Source organism: Amycolatopsis sp. cmx-4-54, assembly GCF_046548895.1.
Lineage (GTDB): Bacteria > Actinomycetota > Actinomycetes > Mycobacteriales > Pseudonocardiaceae > Amycolatopsis.
Genome location: NZ_JAEBEJ010000008.1, coordinates 378791 through 396041, shown reverse-complemented (window position 1 = coordinate 396041; position 17251 = coordinate 378791). Strand labels below are relative to the sequence as shown.

General features: G+C 69.0%; 14 protein-coding genes. 6 read left to right on the top strand and 8 right to left on the bottom strand.

What is annotated here, in order from left to right; translation table 11 throughout:
- Window positions 1-113: 113 nt before the first annotated feature.
- The 3 genes from ACLJQ7_RS27115 to ACLJQ7_RS27105 all read right to left on the bottom strand — a co-directional run bounded on the left by ACLJQ7_RS27115 (window position 114) and on the right by ACLJQ7_RS27105 (window position 3044).
- On the bottom strand, window positions 114-1187 hold the full coding sequence (locus ACLJQ7_RS27115; protein ID WP_410650973.1) for a hypothetical protein: 1074 nt from the start codon (window positions 1185-1187) through the stop codon (window positions 114-116).
- 67 nt (window positions 1188-1254) lie between these two features.
- Window positions 1255-1692: a hypothetical protein gene (locus tag ACLJQ7_RS27110; RefSeq protein WP_410650972.1), complete on the bottom strand. Its 438-nt coding sequence runs from the start codon at window positions 1690-1692 to the stop codon at window positions 1255-1257.
- Window positions 1693-1706: 14 nt separating this feature from the next.
- Entirely contained in the window at window positions 1707-3044 is a 1338-nt protein-coding gene (locus ACLJQ7_RS27105) for an LVIVD repeat-containing protein (RefSeq protein ID WP_410650993.1), read from the bottom strand.
- 98 nt (window positions 3045-3142) lie between these two features.
- Between ACLJQ7_RS27105 and ACLJQ7_RS27100 the strand changes: the two genes are divergently transcribed.
- Entirely contained in the window at window positions 3143-4585 is a 1443-nt protein-coding gene (locus tag ACLJQ7_RS27100) for an ABC transporter substrate-binding protein (RefSeq protein WP_410650971.1), read from the top strand.
- Here ACLJQ7_RS27100 and ACLJQ7_RS27095 read toward each other — a convergent pair.
- Window positions 4565-5464 carry a LysR family transcriptional regulator gene (locus ACLJQ7_RS27095; protein ID WP_410650970.1) on the bottom strand — a complete coding sequence of 300 codons (900 nt, stop codon included), beginning with the start codon at window positions 5462-5464 and terminating at the stop codon, window positions 4565-4567. The two genes, ACLJQ7_RS27100 and ACLJQ7_RS27095, sit on opposite strands and share 21 nt — an antisense overlap.
- A 71-nt stretch (window positions 5465-5535) precedes the next feature.
- Between ACLJQ7_RS27095 and ACLJQ7_RS27090 the strand changes: the two genes are divergently transcribed.
- Window positions 5536-6609 (top strand): SDR family oxidoreductase, encoded by a 1074-nt coding sequence (locus tag ACLJQ7_RS27090; protein WP_410650969.1) that lies wholly within the window; start codon window positions 5536-5538, stop codon window positions 6607-6609.
- Window positions 6610-6799: 190 nt separating this feature from the next.
- Here the strand turns inward: ACLJQ7_RS27090 and ACLJQ7_RS27085 are convergent, their stop codons facing one another.
- On the bottom strand, window positions 6800-7540 hold the full coding sequence (locus tag ACLJQ7_RS27085) for an SDR family oxidoreductase (protein WP_410650968.1): 741 nt from the start codon (window positions 7538-7540) through the stop codon (window positions 6800-6802).
- Between the two features lie 221 nt (window positions 7541-7761).
- Between ACLJQ7_RS27085 and ACLJQ7_RS27080 the strand changes: the two genes are divergently transcribed.
- Together ACLJQ7_RS27080 and ACLJQ7_RS27075 are read left to right on the top strand one after the other, a co-directional pair.
- Entirely contained in the window at window positions 7762-8169 is a 408-nt protein-coding gene (locus ACLJQ7_RS27080; RefSeq protein WP_410650967.1) for a DUF1508 domain-containing protein, read from the top strand.
- A 156-nt stretch (window positions 8170-8325) separates the two neighbouring features.
- On the top strand, window positions 8326-9417 hold the full coding sequence (locus ACLJQ7_RS27075; RefSeq protein WP_410650966.1) for a substrate-binding domain-containing protein: 1092 nt from the start codon (window positions 8326-8328) through the stop codon (window positions 9415-9417).
- A gap of 67 nt (window positions 9418-9484) precedes the next feature.
- Here ACLJQ7_RS27075 and ACLJQ7_RS27070 read toward each other — a convergent pair whose 3' ends face one another.
- From ACLJQ7_RS27070 to ACLJQ7_RS27060, 3 genes are all read right to left on the bottom strand, one after another.
- Window positions 9485-11377 carry a S8 family peptidase gene (locus ACLJQ7_RS27070; protein WP_410650965.1) on the bottom strand — a complete coding sequence of 631 codons (1893 nt, stop codon included), beginning with the start codon at window positions 11375-11377 and terminating at the stop codon, window positions 9485-9487.
- Window positions 11378-11583: 206 nt separating this feature from the next.
- Window positions 11584-12492, bottom strand: coding sequence for a sortase (locus ACLJQ7_RS27065; protein WP_410650964.1), 909 nt, complete (start codon window positions 12490-12492; stop codon window positions 11584-11586).
- Window positions 12489-14843: a hypothetical protein gene (locus tag ACLJQ7_RS27060; protein ID WP_410650963.1), complete on the bottom strand. Its 2355-nt coding sequence runs from the start codon at window positions 14841-14843 to the stop codon at window positions 12489-12491. The genes ACLJQ7_RS27065 and ACLJQ7_RS27060 overlap by 4 nt, the downstream gene beginning before the upstream one ends.
- A gap of 258 nt (window positions 14844-15101) precedes the next feature.
- Between ACLJQ7_RS27060 and pstC the strand changes: the two genes are divergently transcribed.
- Complete coding sequence (pstC, locus tag ACLJQ7_RS27055) at window positions 15102-16091, top strand: phosphate ABC transporter permease subunit PstC (RefSeq protein ID WP_410650962.1); 990 nt, start codon at window positions 15102-15104, stop codon at window positions 16089-16091.
- Window positions 16091-17215: a phosphate ABC transporter permease PstA gene (gene pstA, locus ACLJQ7_RS27050; RefSeq protein WP_410650961.1), complete on the top strand. Its 1125-nt coding sequence runs from the start codon at window positions 16091-16093 to the stop codon at window positions 17213-17215. The genes pstC and pstA overlap by 1 nt, the downstream gene beginning before the upstream one ends.
- Window positions 17216-17251 lie beyond the last annotated feature (36 nt).

Sequence of the window (17251 nt, the reverse complement as noted above, 5' to 3'; positions counted from 1 at the left end):
GTTGCGAAAGTGGCTTTCGCAACGTTGAAGGTTGCGAAAGTGGCTTTCGCAACCCCACCCCCTCGATGACTCCAGCCAAGTCCGTGAAGGGGGCCTTCACGGACTTGGCGGGGTCACCGTGCGGCTTCCACGGGGGTCACCAGCGTGAGCCCGCGCGGCGCGTAGCCGTCGAAGTACGGCATCGGGACGTGGGTGAGGACCAGCAGGAGCGCGGTCAGCACACCGGCCTGGGACAGTTGCAGCTCGCGGTGGCCGAGCCAGAGCCACACCACCACGAAGAAGTTGGTGACCAGCAGGAAGCCCCACCGGGCGTCGTCCCAGCCGCCGAACGCGAGCAGCACCGGCGCCCCGATCGCGGCGGCGGGCACCACGGCCGCGAGCGTCGGACGGTGCAGGTACAGGAAACCCCCGAGCACCACGGCCGCGATCGGTAGCAGGTAAAGCAGGACACCGGAGATCGAGTACATCCCCCAGCTTTCGGACTGGGTGCGCCCGAACAGGTGCAGCGCGTCGGCGCGGAAGCGGAAGTCCGCTGTGGACAGTGAACGCCGGAGACCGTCGACGGTACCGGGAGCGGCCGGCGGCAGCGCGAGGATTCCCAGGCCGATTATCGCGGAAGGAGTGAGCAACGCGCACACGCGTCGGAACGGAACCTTCCGCAGCAAGGCGAAACCGAAGATCGGCAGCACGGTGAGCAACGCGATCTCGTGCACCGTCACCGAAAGCGCCATCACCGCGCTCGCGAGCACCGGCCGGTTCCGGTGCACCGCCCACAGCGCGCCGGACAGCAGGAGATACAGCACCTGGTCGAGGTAGCCGACCTCGTGGAACAGGTAGCCGCCGGTCGGCAGCAGGAGCCAGACGACGATCAACCATCGACGGCTTTCGGTGCGACTGCGGAAGAAGGCGAGAGTCACGACCGCCAGTACCGCGAGGAGGACGGCGAAACTCGCGACCGCGAAGACGGCGTAGTCGTGCCCGAACGGCTTCAGGAGCGTGCCGACGAGGAAACGGCGGTGGAAGCCGTCCGTCAGGGAGACGGCCTGCAGGGTCGCCGCCCATTCCCCTGGCAACCGGAACCCGGTGTATCCGGCGACGAGGACTGCGATCGCGAACAGTGCCGTGGCGCTTCGCCGCGAAGTTCTCCCGGCGACGGGGACCGGGGCCCGCTCGAGCAAGGTGGTCATGACGCCAAGCTAGGAACGGATCATCTTGCTGCCGTGATGGTCGCGCGACAGTCCCGTCACAGTGTCGTTACATGGTTGTCGAAATCAAGAAGGCCTGTTCGGAACCGTCGACCACGAAAGCGGTCCGCGCCTTGGTGGTCGTGGGCAGCTCGCAGGAAAGCCACGCCACGCCAGGCGGGAGAAGCGCCTTCAGCTGTTTCGGCGCCTCCGGAGCCTCGGGATGGCACTTGAGATCGCCGATCACTTTTGCGACGGCTTCGCGACGCAGCTTCACCACGGCGGACAGCCGCAGGTCGGACGGCCCGGGCGCCTCGATCCGGCCTTCGGCTGCGCCCATCCTCTCCTCGACCCAGGACGCTTCGACGATCTCGCCGACGTCGGGGAAGTCCTCAGCGACCGGCGCCGGATCGGTACGGACGGCCATTTCCTCCGGCGGTGCCGGGGCACAGGCCGCGATCAGGACGATCGCGGCCGTGCTCCCCAAGAACTTCCCCATGGTGCGCATGGGAAGATCTTGCCTCAGGCGGTGAGCTTCAAGATGTCGATTCCGCGAGTGTTGTCGGCGACATAGACGTAACCCTTGTGCCAGTACGGCGCCCACGCGCTGGCGTCCGCCGGGCGGAAGTAGGCGATCTGCTTCGGGTCGGTCGGATCGCTGACGTCGAGGAACCGCGTGCCCTGCGCGTAGAACGACTGCACGAGGACCTTGCCGCGGATGTCGAAGTAGTGCGCGGAGCAGTCACCCGAGGCCGGATCGCTGCCTTCCTGCCCGGCGACGCTCCAGGTGCCGACGGACTTGAGCCGGAACGGCTTCTCCGGCGTCGAGCGCCAGCCTTCGCCGTGGTAGGAGTTCTGCAGCGACGAGATCGTCAGCACGCCGTCACCGGCGCAGCCGTCGAGGAAGCTCTCTTCGGTGGCGTAGATGAGGTCCCGGCCGTGCCAGCGGTTCGAGTTCGCGCCGTCCGCCGAGCGGTGTCCCGCCGGGTGGAAGCTGTTGTGCATGAACTTCGACGGCGCCGCCGTCTCCTCGATCCCGCCGCCCGCGTAGGGCACCGGGTCGAACGCCGTCGCGCGGCGGACCTTCCCCTGCACGGGGTCGCGGTGGTAGCCGTTGGTCCAGTAGCCGCGGACGCCGCCTCGGCCGGACACCCACGCCACGCCCTCGGCGTCGACCTGGACGTCGTGCACGTAGTCGGTCTTGCCGTCGTTGCGCGCGAGTTCGATCGGGTTCGGGAACGTCTTGGGGTTGCGCGGGTCGCGGATGTCGGTCACCCAGATCGGGCGGCCACCCCACTCCGCGGGCTGGTTCGCGGCCTTCGCGGGGCCGCCGGTCCACAGGTACCGGCAGTCGTCGACGCAGCTGGTCGTGTGACCGGCGGGCACCTTGGTGTAGCTGAGGATGGCCGGTTTGTCCGGGTTCTTCAGGTCGATGATGTAGATGCCGGACTCGCCGGTCTGCGTGGTGCCGCCGTAGGCCCGGGGGTCACGCGCGAGGAAGACGAGCTTGCGCTTGACGTCGACCTCGGTGTCCTCGGTCTCCCACAGACCGGGAAGGCTGACCTCGCCGATCAGCTTCGGCGCGGTGGGATTCTTCGTGAGGTCGTAGACCTTCAGGCCGAACTCGCCGGACACCGCCATGACGTCACGCTTGCCGTACTGCAGGAACCCCATCGCGATGGCGCCTTGCGCGTCGGGCACGTTGCCGACCGCCTTGACGTTCTTCACCGCGCCGGGGGCACCCGCGACCCGGACCTGCTCACTGGCCGGTTTGTCCTCTTCGCCGCAGGCCGCGGCGGGCAGACCGGTGGCGATCAGGGTCGCGGTGACCGTGGCGAGCGCCAGGCACGAACGGAGCAACCAGTTTCCTCGCACAGAAACCTCCCAGGCTGGTTCCTGCACCTTATGATCGCCACTTTGCCCGCACAACCGCCATTGGTCTGTGGGACTGCTATGACATGACCATGCGCTTGCGTCTTCTGGTCCCGCTCCTGGCCGCCACCCTGGTCGCGGCGGGCTGTACGGAATCCGGCGAACCGCCCGCACCGGACATTCTTCGCGTGGGACTGGCCGCCCCGGCGACCCTGCTGCCCGCCGACGTCCGCGATCAGTCCGGGCGGATGCTCGCCGGGGCGCTGTGGACACCGCTGGCCGACTACGACCCGGCGACGGGCAGGGCGACGCCGCGAGCGGCCGAATCGGTCACCAGCGCCGATCGGGTCACGTGGACGGTGAAGCTCAAGGACGGCGGGAAGTTCCACGACGGCACCCCGGTGACCGCCCAGTCCTATGTGGACACCTGGAAGACGATCGGCACGGAACACTGGCAGGCGTCGCGGGTGGTCAAGGATCTCTTGCGGGCCAAGGAGATCACCGCGCCGGATCCGCTGACCATCCGGCTCGTGCTCGACCGGCCGTCCGGCCAGGTCCCCGCCCTGCTCTCGTCGCCCGCGCTGGTCCCCTTGCCCGCGTCGGCACTGGCCTCGCGTGATTGGGCCGGTTTCGCGCAGCGGCCCGTCGGCAACGGGCCGTTCCGGCTGGACGGTACGTGGCAGCCGTCGGGCGGCAGCCTGATCCGCGTGGCGGACGCGCCGGGCAAGGCGCGGGTGATCGAACTCAAGACCGGCGACGCGGCGGCGCAGTACGACGAGGTCAAGGCCGGGAAACTCGATCTCTCCACGTTCGTCCCCGGCGATCGCCACGAGGCCATGCACGCCGATTTCGCGCAGCGGCACGTGATGTGGGCCCTGCCCACCGTCTCCTACCTCGGGTTTCCCCTGACCGCACAGCACTTCTCCGACGCGACCGTCCGGCACGGCTTCGCGCTCGGGATCGACCGCGCGGCACTGGAGGCCGGTGTCCTCGGCAAGCAGGTGGATCCGGCGAAGTCGCTGCTTCCGCCCGCCGTCGCGCCGGGTGAGCGCAGCAGCACCTGCCGCCCCTGCACGTTCGACGCCGGAGCCGGGAAATCCCTGCTGTCCCAGGCGGAGTTCCCGGCCACACCCGTCCACTTCGGACAGTCGCAGGCGAGCTGGCTGCGGCCGCTCGCGGAGCAGGTCGGCGCGGCCGTCGGCGTCCCGCTCGCCCCGGAGCCCGGGCAGGGACCGTTCGCGATCGACGTCGGCCTGCTGACGCCGAGCCCGCAAGAGGTGCTGGCCGAGATCGCGAAGGCGACCGGATATCAGAGCGACGGATTCGCCGACCTGCTGAAATCGGCGGAGGAGACCGAAGCAGGCGAGAGCGGCGAGGTCTACCGCCTGGCGGAGAACCAGTTGCTCCGGGATCTGCCGGTCGTGCCGCTGTGGTCCGGGCACGGGCACGCCGTCTGGGCGGACCGGGTGGGCGACGTCAAGGCGACGCCGTTCGGCGGGGTGGACCTGTCAGGCGCCTCCGTGCGGTGACCCGAGCGTGCACTCGCCCTCGACGACGTCGATGAAGGCCGAGGTCAGCGGGTCGGGTGTGCTGCGGCAGTAGGCGGCGAGCGTGCGCCGGATCGCCGGTTCGGGCCGCAGGACGCGGCCGTGGAAACCTTCGGGCAGGACGTTGGCCGGGACCAGCGCGGGGCCGAGTCCCGCCGCCGCGAGTACCGGGGCCGCCGCGCTCTGTTCGGTCCGGACCGCGGCCCTCGGCTGGAACCCCGCCGCGGCGCACGCCTGGTCGACGAGGTCGGCGAGGCCGTTGCCCGGCGCGTAGTGCACCCACGCGCAGTCGGCGAGGGTCGCCAGATCAACGACGCCGGTGCCGTCGTCCTCGCGCGGCCCGTCGATCGGCAGGACCACGACGAACTCCTCGGCGCCGATTTCGCGGACCGGCCCGTCCCAGCCCGGCGGGACCGGGCCGACCGCGACGTCGGCCTCCCCCGCCGCCATGGCCTCCCCCAGTTCGTCCGCGTGCCGGAACTCCACGAGCCGGACGTCGACGTCGGGCCGTTCCCGGCGCCAGACCCGCAAAGCCGCGGGCAGGACCCCGATCCCGACCGAGTAGACCGTCGCGATCTGGAGTTCCCCGGCCTCCAGCCCGGACGCCTGCCGGGCCGCGCACCGCGCGCGTTCGGCATCGGCGAGGGTGGCGCGGGCGTGCGGCAACATGGCGCGGCCCATCGGGGTGAGCCGGACGCTGCGCGGCAGCCGTTCGAGCAACGGGCCGCCGACGCCCTTCTCCAGCGCGCGCACCTGATGCGACAGCGCGGGCTGCGTCACGTGCAGCAGCTCGGCGGCCTTGGTGAACGAGCCGGTGTCGACGACGGTCACCAGGTACTCGAGTTGCCGCAAACTTGTCATGAAGAGAGTTTATCGGAGTGGTGATATCTATGCCTTGGACTTATCTGCGTGATGGGTTCAGGCTTGAGGACATGAACGAAGAACGCAAGGTCGCCCTGGTCGCCGGGGCCAACGGGGTCATCGGCAAGAACCTGATCGAACACCTGGAGACCCTGCCGGGCTGGCGCGTCATCGGCCTGTCGCGGCGCGGCGGCCCGGGTCGGATCGCAGTCGACCTGCTCGACGCGGACGACACCCGCGCGAAACTCGGCGGCCTGGACGACGTCACGCACGTGTTCTACGCGGCTTATGTCGACAAGCCGACCTGGGCCGAACTGGTCGCGCCGAATCTGGCGATGCTGACGAACCTCGTCGACGCGATCGAACCGGCCGCGCCTGGCCTGCGCCACATCAGCCTCATGCAGGGCTACAAGGTCTACGGCGCCCATCTCGGCCCGTTCAAGACCCCGGCACGCGAAGACGACGCCGGGCATATGCCGCCACCGTGCGAGGTACTCTTTCCCGCCGAGCGCGCATCGACAGAGTTCAATGTGGACCAGCAGGAGTTCCTGGAACGGCGTCAGGCCGGGAAAACCTGGACGTGGTCGGCGATCCGGCCGTCGGTGGTCGGCGGCACCGCGCTGGGCAACCCGATGAACCTCGCGCTGGCCATCGCGGTCTACGCGTCGATCTCGAAGGAACTCGGCCTGCCGCTGCGGTTCCCCGGCAAGCCCGGCGCGTACGACAGCCTCCTGGAGATGACCGACGCCGGGTTGTTGGCGAAGGCCACCGTGTGGGCCACCGGCTCGGAGAACGAGGCGTACAACATCGCGAACGGAGACCTGTTCCGGTGGAGCGACCTCTGGCCGCGGATCGCGCGGTACTTCGACCTGGAGGTGGCGCCGCCGCTGCCGATGTCGCTGGACGTCGTCATGGCGGACAAGGAAGAACTCTGGACGTCGATCGCCGCGAAGTACGGCCTCGACGTGCCGTACAGCGCCGTTTCGTCGTCGTGGGGATTCGCGGACTTCGTGTTCGGCTGGGACTACGACATGTTCGCGGACGGCTCGAAGGCCCGGCGGGCCGGTTTCCACGAATACGCGGAGACGTCGGCGATGTTCTTCCGGCTGTTCGACGAGTTCCGGAAGGCGAAGGTGATCCCGTAGGCCGCGGTTGCCTCCGGAGTGGTCGTGAGCCCAGCGAGAGAGTTGCGAAAGCCACTTTCGCAACGTTGAAGGTTGCGAAAGTGGCTTTCGCAACACCCGGCGAGCGCGGACCAGGAGAGGCCGGGGCGAAGAGGACTTTCCCCGCATGCGAGGCGGCGAAAGCGCCCACCATCGCGTGAGATGAAGCCTCCTAACCCCGCCCGATGTACGGCATCGCGGTCGCCGTGACGGTCAGGAACTGGACGTTCGCCTCCAGCGGCAGCCCGGCCATGTACAGCACGGCGTCCGCGACGTGCCGGGCGTCGAAGGTCGGCTCGGCCTTGACGCTGCCGTCGGCCTGCGGGATCCCGTCGGCCATGCGCAGGGTCATCTCGGTGGCGGCGTTGCCGATGTCGATCTGTCCACAAGCGACGTTCCAGGCCCGCCCGTCGAGGGAGATCGACTTCGTGAGCCCGGTGACCGCGTGTTTCGTCGCCGTGTAGGCGACGGAGGCGGGGCGCGGGGCGTGCGCGGAGATCGAACCGTTGTTGACGATCCGGCCGCCGCGCGGGTCCTGCGCCTTCATCAGCCGCACGGCCTGCTGCGCGCAGAGGAACATCCCGGTCAGGTTGGTGTCGACGGCACGTTTCCAGTCCGCGAAGGACAGTTCGTCGACCGTCCCGCCCACCGCCACACCCGCGTTGTTCACCAGGAGATCCAGCCGCCCCCATTCCGCACGGACCGTCTCGAACAACGCGGCGACGGAATCCGGGTCGGCGACGTCGGTGGCCACGGGAAGAGCGTTCGTGTCGCCGCCGGCGGTCTCGGCCAGGGCGTCCGCGCGGCGGCCGGCGAGGGCGACCCGGTAGCCGGCGCGGAGTAACGCGCGGGAGATCTCCCTGCCGAGCCCGGAACCCGCCCCGGTGACGACCGCGGTCCTGCCGTTGCCCATCGAACCTCCTCGCAGACCGTGCCGGACCGATCCGGCTCGGTGATTGTTTTCCGATTACCCGCGTCCGTTCAGGCTAGCGCGCCGCCGCCGGAGGAAAACGTTCACCCGGCGGCCGTCGCGCCTTCACGAAAACCGGTAACCCCTTCACCGCATCGAGGCGATTCACCGGATGTGATCAGGGGGAATTCACACCGTTCACCTCACCTTCAGGACGGTGAACGGTGAAGAAGAATCCACGCTTTCAGCTCGTCCAGACCGGCGAGCAGACCATTCGATGGCGGCTGCTCGGCGGCAACAACGTGTCGCTGGGCTCGGCGCCCGACGACTATCCACGGGCCGAGGAATGCCTCGCCGCGATCGCCTGGCTCAGCTCGCATGTCTCCGAGCTGACCAGCGATTTCAGTCATCTCAGCGGCGGACGCTGGCGCTGGCGCCTGCACCGGGAAGACCGGGTCGTCGCGATCGCCAGCCATGCCTACGGGCGGCGTATCGAGGCGCAGCGCGGCCTCGACCGATTCCGCTCGGCCACCACCGAGGCGCCGATCGGCGAAGGGATCGAGACGATAGCCGATTGGCGCCGGAAATACCGGCGTGATTCCGGCGGCATTTCACCGAATCGTTCTCCGTGACGGCCGCTCACGGAAAGTGCGTTCCCCGGAGATTAACCACCATGACGTCGGGCGGGAACTCGAAGCACCGCCGCCGGACAGTGTTGCGGAGCGAGGATTGCGGCAAGTCACGGAATCCCGTGACGACTTGGGGACTAGAGAAAGAGTGCAAACAAGATGCGTGCTCGTACCACTCGCTTTCTCGGCGCCACCGCCATCGCCGCGTGTGCCTGCCTCACCCTGACCGGCACCGCCTCGGCGGTCGCCCCGGCCAACGGCCTCGAAGACGTCCTGGCCGCGGCGGGCTCGGACACCACCGTCGACATCACCGGCGCGATCCTGGCCAACGCCAACGGCGCCGCCTGGAACAGCGACCCCGACAACCACGTCAACATCCCGCCGCTGCTCGCTTCGGGCGGTACCTTCACCGTTCCCGGTGACCTGTACGCCGACGAGGTCGTCTACAACACCACGACCACCCTGCCGCCGAACGGCTCGTCCCAGGGCAAGGCCGCGCTCAAGGCCTCCGGTGACGCGGGCGACGGCAAGATCGACATCGCGCGGTCGTCCTCGCCCCGCGGCTCGTCCGACCCCGCGTCGTTCGAGTACTACTCCTTCGCCACCGACGGTGTCACCTGGTCCTCCTCGGCGACCGGTTCGGGCGCGGGCCTGACCCTCACGCTGGCGCAGCTGCGCGGCATCTACGACGGCTCCATCACCAACTGGAACCAGGTCGGTGGCGCCAACGCCGCCATCGTCGTCTACCTGCCCCAGACCGGCTCCGGCACGCTGAGCTTCTTCACCACCACCGTCCTCGGCTTCGACCCCACCACGAAGCCGGTCACCATCAAGCGGTTCCAGGAGCACGACGGCAACTCCATCCCCGCCGGCGACCGCGCCAACGCGATCGCCCCGTTCTCCATCGCGCAGTGGATCGCCCAGGGCAACGCGGTGACCGCGGACAAGCGCGCGGGCTTCACCGTGAACCCGCTGACCGGTGCCGGCTTCAACGGCTCGCCGGTCGCCGGTTCGGCCGGTAACTACACCCCGGCCTTCACCACGGCGTTCCTCGGCTCGCGCAGCGTCTACCACGTGCTCGACACCCGGACCCCGAGCTACGACCAGGCCCAGCGCGCCGTCGGCTTCGCCGCCGGTGACACGGCCGCGACCGCCAGCCCGCTGTGCGGTGGCCAGCTCGCCACCACCATCAAGCGGTACGGCTTCCTGACCGTGTCGGGCCCGAACGGCCTGTCCTGCGTCAAGTCCTGACCCGGCACAGCAAGAAACGGCCCGGCGCGCTCGCGCGCCGGGCCGTTTCCTTGTCCTGAAGGTGTTGCTACTTCGGGGCGACGCCCAGCGCGGCGAGCGCCGGGCCGGTCATGATCACGCCCGCGCCGGTGACCGGGTCGAAGCCCGGGGCGCCGAGGTCGATCGCGGTCGACACGAGCGCGTTCCGGATCTCCGCCTGGGTCGCGGCCGGCTTGCCCTGCTTCAGCAGCGCGGCGATGGCGGCGGCGCTCGGCGCGGCGGCCGAGGTCCCGAAGAACGGCTGGAAGCCGCTCACCGAGGTCGCGACGCCGTCGGCCGCGGTGATGTCCGGCTTGTTCCGCGTCGCACCACCGGTCGAAGACACGTTGCCGGGGGTGATCACCGAACCGTCCGGGTGGTAGAACTGGTGACGGCGACCGTCCGAAGTGAACCGTTCCCACTTGCTGGCGCTGGTGAACAGCCCCGGGTACGGACCGGCCGGGTTCGCCGGGTCACCGGCTTCGAGCGCGCGGCCGAAGGCACCGGCGGCAGGAGCGGCAGCGACGCTGAAGGCGTTGACGGCCGCCGAGTGGCCGGAGGTGACACCGTTGGTGCTGAAGGCTTTCAGATCACCCGAGGGGACGAAACGGCCGCGGATCACGTTGAGCGCGATGAACCGATCGACGCCGCTGTACTTGACCGCGGCGACCTTGAAGCCCGAGCCGCTGGCCGGGACCTGGGCGATCTCGTACGGGTTCTGGGTGCCGTTCTGCGCGCCCTCGCTGGAGGCGACGACCGCGCCGGAGGAGTTCAGGACGAACAGGTCGTAGTCGCTGGTGGCCTTGCCCCACGGGTCCGACCAGAACAGGGTGACGTAGCGGCCGACCGAGTTCGGCGAAAGCGCGTTGTACAGCTGGGTCGTGGCGCTCGGGTCGAAGTCGTGCGGCGTCCCGGTGATACCGGAGATCTTGCTGCTGGAGCCGCGGAAGTCGCCTTCGTAGTAGCCGCTGGTGCCGTCGGTCAGGTTGCCCGAGTTCCCGGCGGAGGAGAAGTAGAGCGCGCCGTCCGCGGTCACGTCGTTGACGGCCTGCGCGACCGGGCCGTCCTGGAACGGCGACTCGTCGAAGTAGGAGACGTCATCGACGATGATCGTGCATTTGCCGGTGGTGCGCAGGGCGCGGATGTTGTCGGCGAAGCTCTGCTCGCTGGTGAAGGCGGTCGCGAAACCGAGCGCGGCGCCGGGCGCCATGTCGTGGATGATCTCCAGCATCGCGGTGCCCTCGTCACCGCTGCCTGCCTGGCCGGGGAGGACGTCGACGGCGGGGAGTTCGCCGGCGGTCTGCGAGGCCTGGAGCGACTTGATGCCGTCCGAGAGCACGCAAACCTTCTGGCCCGCGCCGGTGACGCCGTACTTGGTGCGGGCGGTGTCGTTGCCGTGCGCCTTGTCGCCCTCGGCGACCTGCAGCGCGGCGGCGGTCTTCTTGACCGCGGCCCGCCGCCCGTCCTGCGGCGCGGACTCGTTCCAGGTCATGGCCTGGGAGGCGGCCTTGACCTCGGCGACGTCACCGCGCCCGGCGATCGCGTCGACGGCGTTCAGGGGGAGGTCGGCACGGATCGAGCCGGCGGGTGAGGCGTAGCGGACCGTGCCGCCCGCCGCCTTGACGGCGTCCACCAGGGACTGTCCGGCGCCCTTGATGTCCACCGCGACCGTGCCGGCGTCGCTGACGCCCAGCCCGGTCCGGTACTCGGGCAGCTTGCCCGCCAGGCCCTTGTCGGCGCGGAGGCGCTTCTCGACGACGAGCTGGCTCGACTGCTTGCGCTCGGCCGGGGTGAGGCTCTTCTTGATGCTCTGCAGTGCGCTGATCCCGGTCTGGGTGCGCACCTCTTCCGACGGCTGGGCGCCGGAAACCGCGGTCGACAGCAGCAAAGCACCGACCGCGACCGGAACCGAGCATGTGACCACCCGGCTGAATCTGCTCATCGAACTCTCTCCCTGGTTTTGACCGACACAGCCCGTGGCAGAAATTCCTTCGGCTGCCCGAATGAATTACCCCTGACCGGGTGTAATGGGGAGAATCTAAAGAGCAATCAGTGAGGAGTCCACCGACCAAAGTCGGTATCGGGGAAGATCCACATCGTGGGAGTGATTTCGGTCCGAAAAGACCGAAATCGCTCCCAGGACTCGGCCTAAGCCCACGCGGGGAAAAGCCGCCAAAGCGCCAAAGCCGCCAGCGACGCCAAAGTGAGCAGCACCGGACCGGTGATGACGTAGGTGGAAACCGGCCGCCACCGGCGGTAGAGGAAGGTCGCCCCGGCCGCCGCCGCCACGAATCCGCCGAAGGCCAGTACGAGACCGGCCCACGCGCCGCTCTCGCCGGTCCGGCCGTCCTGCGCGTCCGCCTTGCCGTTCTGCGGGGTGGGCCGGAACGGCCTGCCCTCCAGGACCGCGGTCACCACGGTCGCTTCCGCCGACGCCAGCGGCCACCAGGACGCGGAGGTCACCAAGGTCAGCCGATCGTTCTGCGTCTTGCCGTAGTCGGCACCCTCGTCGAGCGGGCGAGTGGCCTTTTCGGTCACGCGGTAGACGGATTTGCCCTGAGTCGTCGCGACGACGATTTCGTCACCGGGCTCCAGCGCCCCCAGCGAGCCGAACGGACCGCCGTAACCCGCGTTGCGCGCCACGATCGCGGCGTTGCCCGGCTGCCCCGGACCGGCGGTCCCCGGCACGTGACCAGGTCCGGACGCCGTTTCCCCGCTCGATGCGCCTTCGACGACGACCTGCTGCAGCTTCAGCGCGGGAATCTCCAGCACGGCGACCGGCTTCCCGAACTCGACCGGTTCGGTGGGCGGAGGGGCGCCGAACAGGCTCTGACTGGCACCCAGCGCCAGACCGATCTCGCCGCGGATCTCGCCCAGTGCCTTCCGCTGGTCGCCCGCCTGGAGCATCGGCCCCAGCGCGTAGACGACCAGGGCCAGCGCCACCAAGGTGGTGACCAGCCAGGCGGCGAGGACGGCGCCGATCCATCCCGGACCGAAACTCAGGTAGCGTGCCTCGGGTTCGGGTGCCGCATGCCTGCCTTCGACGGTGGTGCTCACGCCGCGCCTCCGGCCGTCTTACGCCGCAGGAGACCGAAGAGCATCGCGAACGCGGCGGCGATCTCGGCCAGGGCGACGACCAGCCACCTCGGCACCGGGCGCCCGGCGGCGAGATACGCCGTCGCGGACGGCAGCGTCGCCAGGATCACCAAGGCCACCAAGGGAATGAGCGCACCCAGCACGCCGGCCCCCGGGAACTTCGGGATGTCGATCGACTCGGCGAGGTTCTTGGCCGCCAGCACGCTTTCCGGGGTCGGCGCGGCCGCGGGGGCCGGCCCGGTGGCGGCCGCCGTCGCCGATGTCCCGGCTGGCGAACCCGTTCCCCCGGTCGGGCCGGCCAGCGAGGAATTGGCGGCCGTCGTGGCACCGTTCCCGCCCGCGGGAGGTGGATTCTTCGCTTCTTCCCTTTCCTGACAGGCTTCCTGGACCGTCCCGGTGCCGATTTTGGCCACTCGCGCGGAAACGGTGGCCGCCAGGCCAGGGCTCAACGGGGTCATCCCCGGCGGGAGCAGCGACTGGCCATAGCCGCTCGCCAGTTCGGCGACCGCCTTCAGCTGCGCCTGCTTCTCGGTCATCGGCTTGCAGGTCGCGTCGATCAACGGATTGACCGGCGCCGCCAGGTATTCCACGAAGGTCAGCGGGTACGCGCCGTCCTTGGTCACGGTGCCCGGCTGCACGGTGCCGTCCGCGCCGACCTGCATCGAATCGGCTGCCAGCTGCAGGCTTTCCCTGGTCGGCGCGACGAAGTTCCCCTTGCCGTCCGGAAGCGCGACCGGCGCCCAGCCGTAGGCCCTCGCCGTCGCGAGATCGGTGACGACCCAGCTCATGCAGCCGCCGGTGCAGACGAATCCCGTTCCCACGACACCGTTCTGCACCGTCTTGCGCACCGCGAGCTGACCGGTTTTCGCGTCGACGTTGTGCAGCGAGCGGGCGCCGGGATCGAGCGCGTTGAGATCGGAGATCACCCCCGGCGATTTCCCGTCAAGCTCACCGAAGTATTCGATGCCCTTCTTCGGGAACAGCCAGGCCGACGGTGCCGCCCCGGCGAGGACCTTGCTCAGTGCGAGCGGAACGGTGCCCGGCCCGGATTCGCCGGTCACCCCGAAGAAATCCAGGCTCTCGGCGCCGGCCCTGGCGCTGGCCGCGTTCGCCGCGTTCTCCCTCGTGACGGCGGCGAGCCCCGGATTGCGGCCGACCAGCGCGGTTCCATTCCGGAAAATGCCGCCCCTGCCGTCCAGATCGGGTTGCTGTCCCCCCTTGGTGACCATGTTCGCCACCTCGTCATGCGTGAACCGGAGCGTGCCGGTGAACTTCGCGTTGAGCGAACTCCCGTTGTCGTCGGTGTCGGTCGGCGACCAGCCGACCGCGGCCACGACCGCCGCGTTGATCCCGACCGGGATGTACTGCCGGTCCCGGACGGTCTGGGTGGCGAGCGCGTTCCCGCTGCCGGTGATCACGAGATCCGAGGTGCCCTTGTCGAACGCGGTCAGACCGGCGTTCTCCGTCTCGCTCACGATGTTCGCCGGCTGTTCGGCCTGGGTGGGCGCGCAGAGCGCCTGGTTCCAAGCGACCGCGGAGCGGCCCAGCCGCTCCGGCATGCTGGCGCTGATGGTGTTCTGACCGGCGCCCTTACAGCCTTCGACGCCGATCGCCTGCTGCGTCGGAGTGAACGCGATCGAGCTGTCGATCCAGGTCACGAACGCGCCGTCCGCGTTCTTCGCGGTGATCGTGACCGCGACCGAACACGGATTGTTCTCGTCGCACCGGAACGAGTACTTGTTGCGGGTCTTCGCACCGGTCACCGGATCGACGACGTCGGGATTCTCCGCCCAGGAAACGGTGGGCGGCTTGTCCGCCTGGCCTTCGGCGTTCTTGTTGAAGGTGGTGTAGAGCGGGTCCCAGATGATCGGTTTCGGCGTGGAGGCGCCGAGCGGGATTTGGGTGTCGATGACGATGTCACCGGTCCTGCTGCTCCGGCGGCCGGTGGCACTGTCCATATGCGCCGCGTTCGCGATGAACTCGTCCTTCAGCTCTCCGCAGTAGGCACGGACGCGCGCGCTGACGCTGTTGTCCCGCGCCCAAGGCGGTTTTCCGGCGACCTTGATCAGATTGTCCGGCAAGGTCTTGGGACAGACTCTCAGCGAAGCCTGCGCACCGCTCGCCAATCCCGACACCGTGATCCGCACCGGGTCGCCGTTCCGCGCCGCCGACAGATCGGCGGGCTCGGTTTTGAGGGTGTACGGCGGGTTCGCCGGCGCTTGCGCCTGCGCCGCGGGGACGGACACCCCCGTGACCATCAGCACCCCGCAGATCAGCAAGATCCCGACTTGTCTTGCGCGGACGAAGAACACGGACGACTCCCAAGGTGCGCGGGCATACGACGGAGAGCGGGACTCGATCACGAGCCGCGCCGAGACCAACGTCCCCGAGTCACCCGTTCGGGGTCAACCGCCCCCGGACCCGCCCCGGCACAGATTCACACGCGCCCCGTCGGGCGTTCTCCGCTTGGACACCTTTCGCGGTTTCGGGCACCACATACTGGCCGCATCGAGGGGCGACGTGGTGTGCCCTGAACTCGTTCACTCACCCGATACGAAGGAAGGCCGCTCGTGACCGTCGCGCCACCCCGGCCCGACCCGCCCCCACCGGGAATCCCGGTGCGGCGGGTGATCACCGAAGTCCTTTCCCGGGCCGACCGGGCGTTCCGCCGGGTCACCACCGGCGCCGGGCTGGCCATGCTGGGAATCCTTCTGGTCATCGGCTTCTTCCTGGTCTACCGGTCCGGGCCCGCCTTCGACAACAGCGGTTTCGGGTTCTTCACCACCATCCGGTTCGACCCGGCCTCCGGGGTACTCGGCGTTCTGGGCCTGCTCTACGGGACGATCGTGGTCGCGCTCATCGCGGTCCTCGTCGCCGTGCCGCTGAGCATCCTGGCCGCGCTGTTCATCACCGAGTACTCCAGCGGCCGGGTGCGCGGTTTCCTCACCGGCCTCGTCGACCTGCTCGCCGCCATCCCCAGCCTGTTGTACGGCCTGTGGGGCTTCAGCTTCCTCGGCCCGCAGATCGTCCCGGTTTCGACGTGGCTGACCGAGAACCTCGGCTGGTTCCCGCTGTTCGCGTCCAAGGAGAACACGCTCTTCATCCAGTCCATGTTCATCGCCGGGCTGGTGGTGTCCCTGATGGTCCTCCCGATCACGACCTCGGTGATCCGTGAGGTCTTCGCGCAGACTCCGCCCGGGGAAAAGGAAGCGGCGCTCGCGCTGGGCAGTACCCGGTGGGGGATGGTCAAAACGGTCATGCTGCCCTTCGGCAAGGGCGGCATCATCGGCGGTTCGATGCTCGGGCTCGGCCGCGCGCTCGGCGAGACGATCGCCGTTTCCCTGCTGTTGCCCCAGGTTCCGGAGATCACGCAGCACATCCTCCAGTTCGGCGGCGCGACCATCTCCGGGTTCATCGCCAACAACTCCGGCGCGTCAGGGCTCTTCCTGTCCGGGCTGATGGCGGCGGGCCTGGTGCTCTTCATCTTCACCTTGGCCACGAACTTCACCGCGTCGGTGATCATCTCCAAGAGCCGGTCCGGTGCGGGAGTGGACGCCTGATGACCACGACAGTCACTCCCCCCGTCTCATCCGGCCCGCGCAAACTCGTCAAACGCCGTCCGTCGGAGACCACCAGGCAGGACCGGCTGGCGGCGCTCGGCTGCGCGGTGTCGGCCACCCTGCTCACCTGGTTCGTCATGCATCTGCTGCTGGAGTCCCCCGGCTGGCTGGCGGATCTGATCGTCGCCTACGTGCTGTACCTGGCGATGCTCTACCTGGTCACCCGCGACCGCTTGGGCAGGCTCGCCGCGTCGGACCGGCTCGTCTCGACGATCGTGGTCTCCGGGGCGCTCACCCTGCTCGTCCCGTTGCTGTTCCTGCTGACCTACATCGTGATCGAGGGCGCGCCGTACCTGCGTCTCGGCTTCTTCACCCACGACATGTCCGCTGTCGCGCCGACGGATCCGGTCACCGCGACCGGCGGTCTGCACGCGGTCGTCGGCACCCTTCAGCAGACCGCCTTGACCCTGGTGTTCGTCGTGCCGCTGGGCGTGCTCACCGCGATCTTCCTGAACGAGACCCGGTCGCGGTTCCGCCGCCCGGTGCGGATCATGGTCGACGCGATGAGCGGTCTCCCGTCGATCGTGGCGGGCCTGTTCATCTACGCGGCGCTGATCATCCCGGGTATCCAGGCGGGCGTGGGACTGTTCAGCTACAACGGTTTGATGGCCACCCTGGCACTGACGATGGTCATGCTGCCGACGGTGACGCGGACCGTGGACGTGGTGCTCCGGCTGGTACCGGACGGCCTGCGCGAGGCGTCACTGGCACTCGGCGCGAGCCGGGCGAGGACGGTGTGGTCGGTGGTCCTGCCCACCGCGCGCACCGGCGTCACCACCGCCGTGATCCTCGGCATCGCCAGGGTGGCGGGCGAAACGGCACCGCTGCTGTTCACCTCGTTCGGCTCGCTCGCGATGAACGCCAACCCGTTCTCCGCGCCACAGGAGAGCATCCCGCTGTTCATCTTCCGCTTCATCAAGCAGCCGCTGGAAAACGTCCAGCAGCGCGGTTACGTCGGCGCGCTCGTGCTGATCCTGCTCATCTTCGGCCTGTTCGCGATCGCCAGGATCGTCGGGCGTGACCGGTCGAAGCGCAAGGCGAAAAGAACGAAGGAGAACCGGTGACCGACACCACCGAATTGTCCACTGTGGACGATAGCG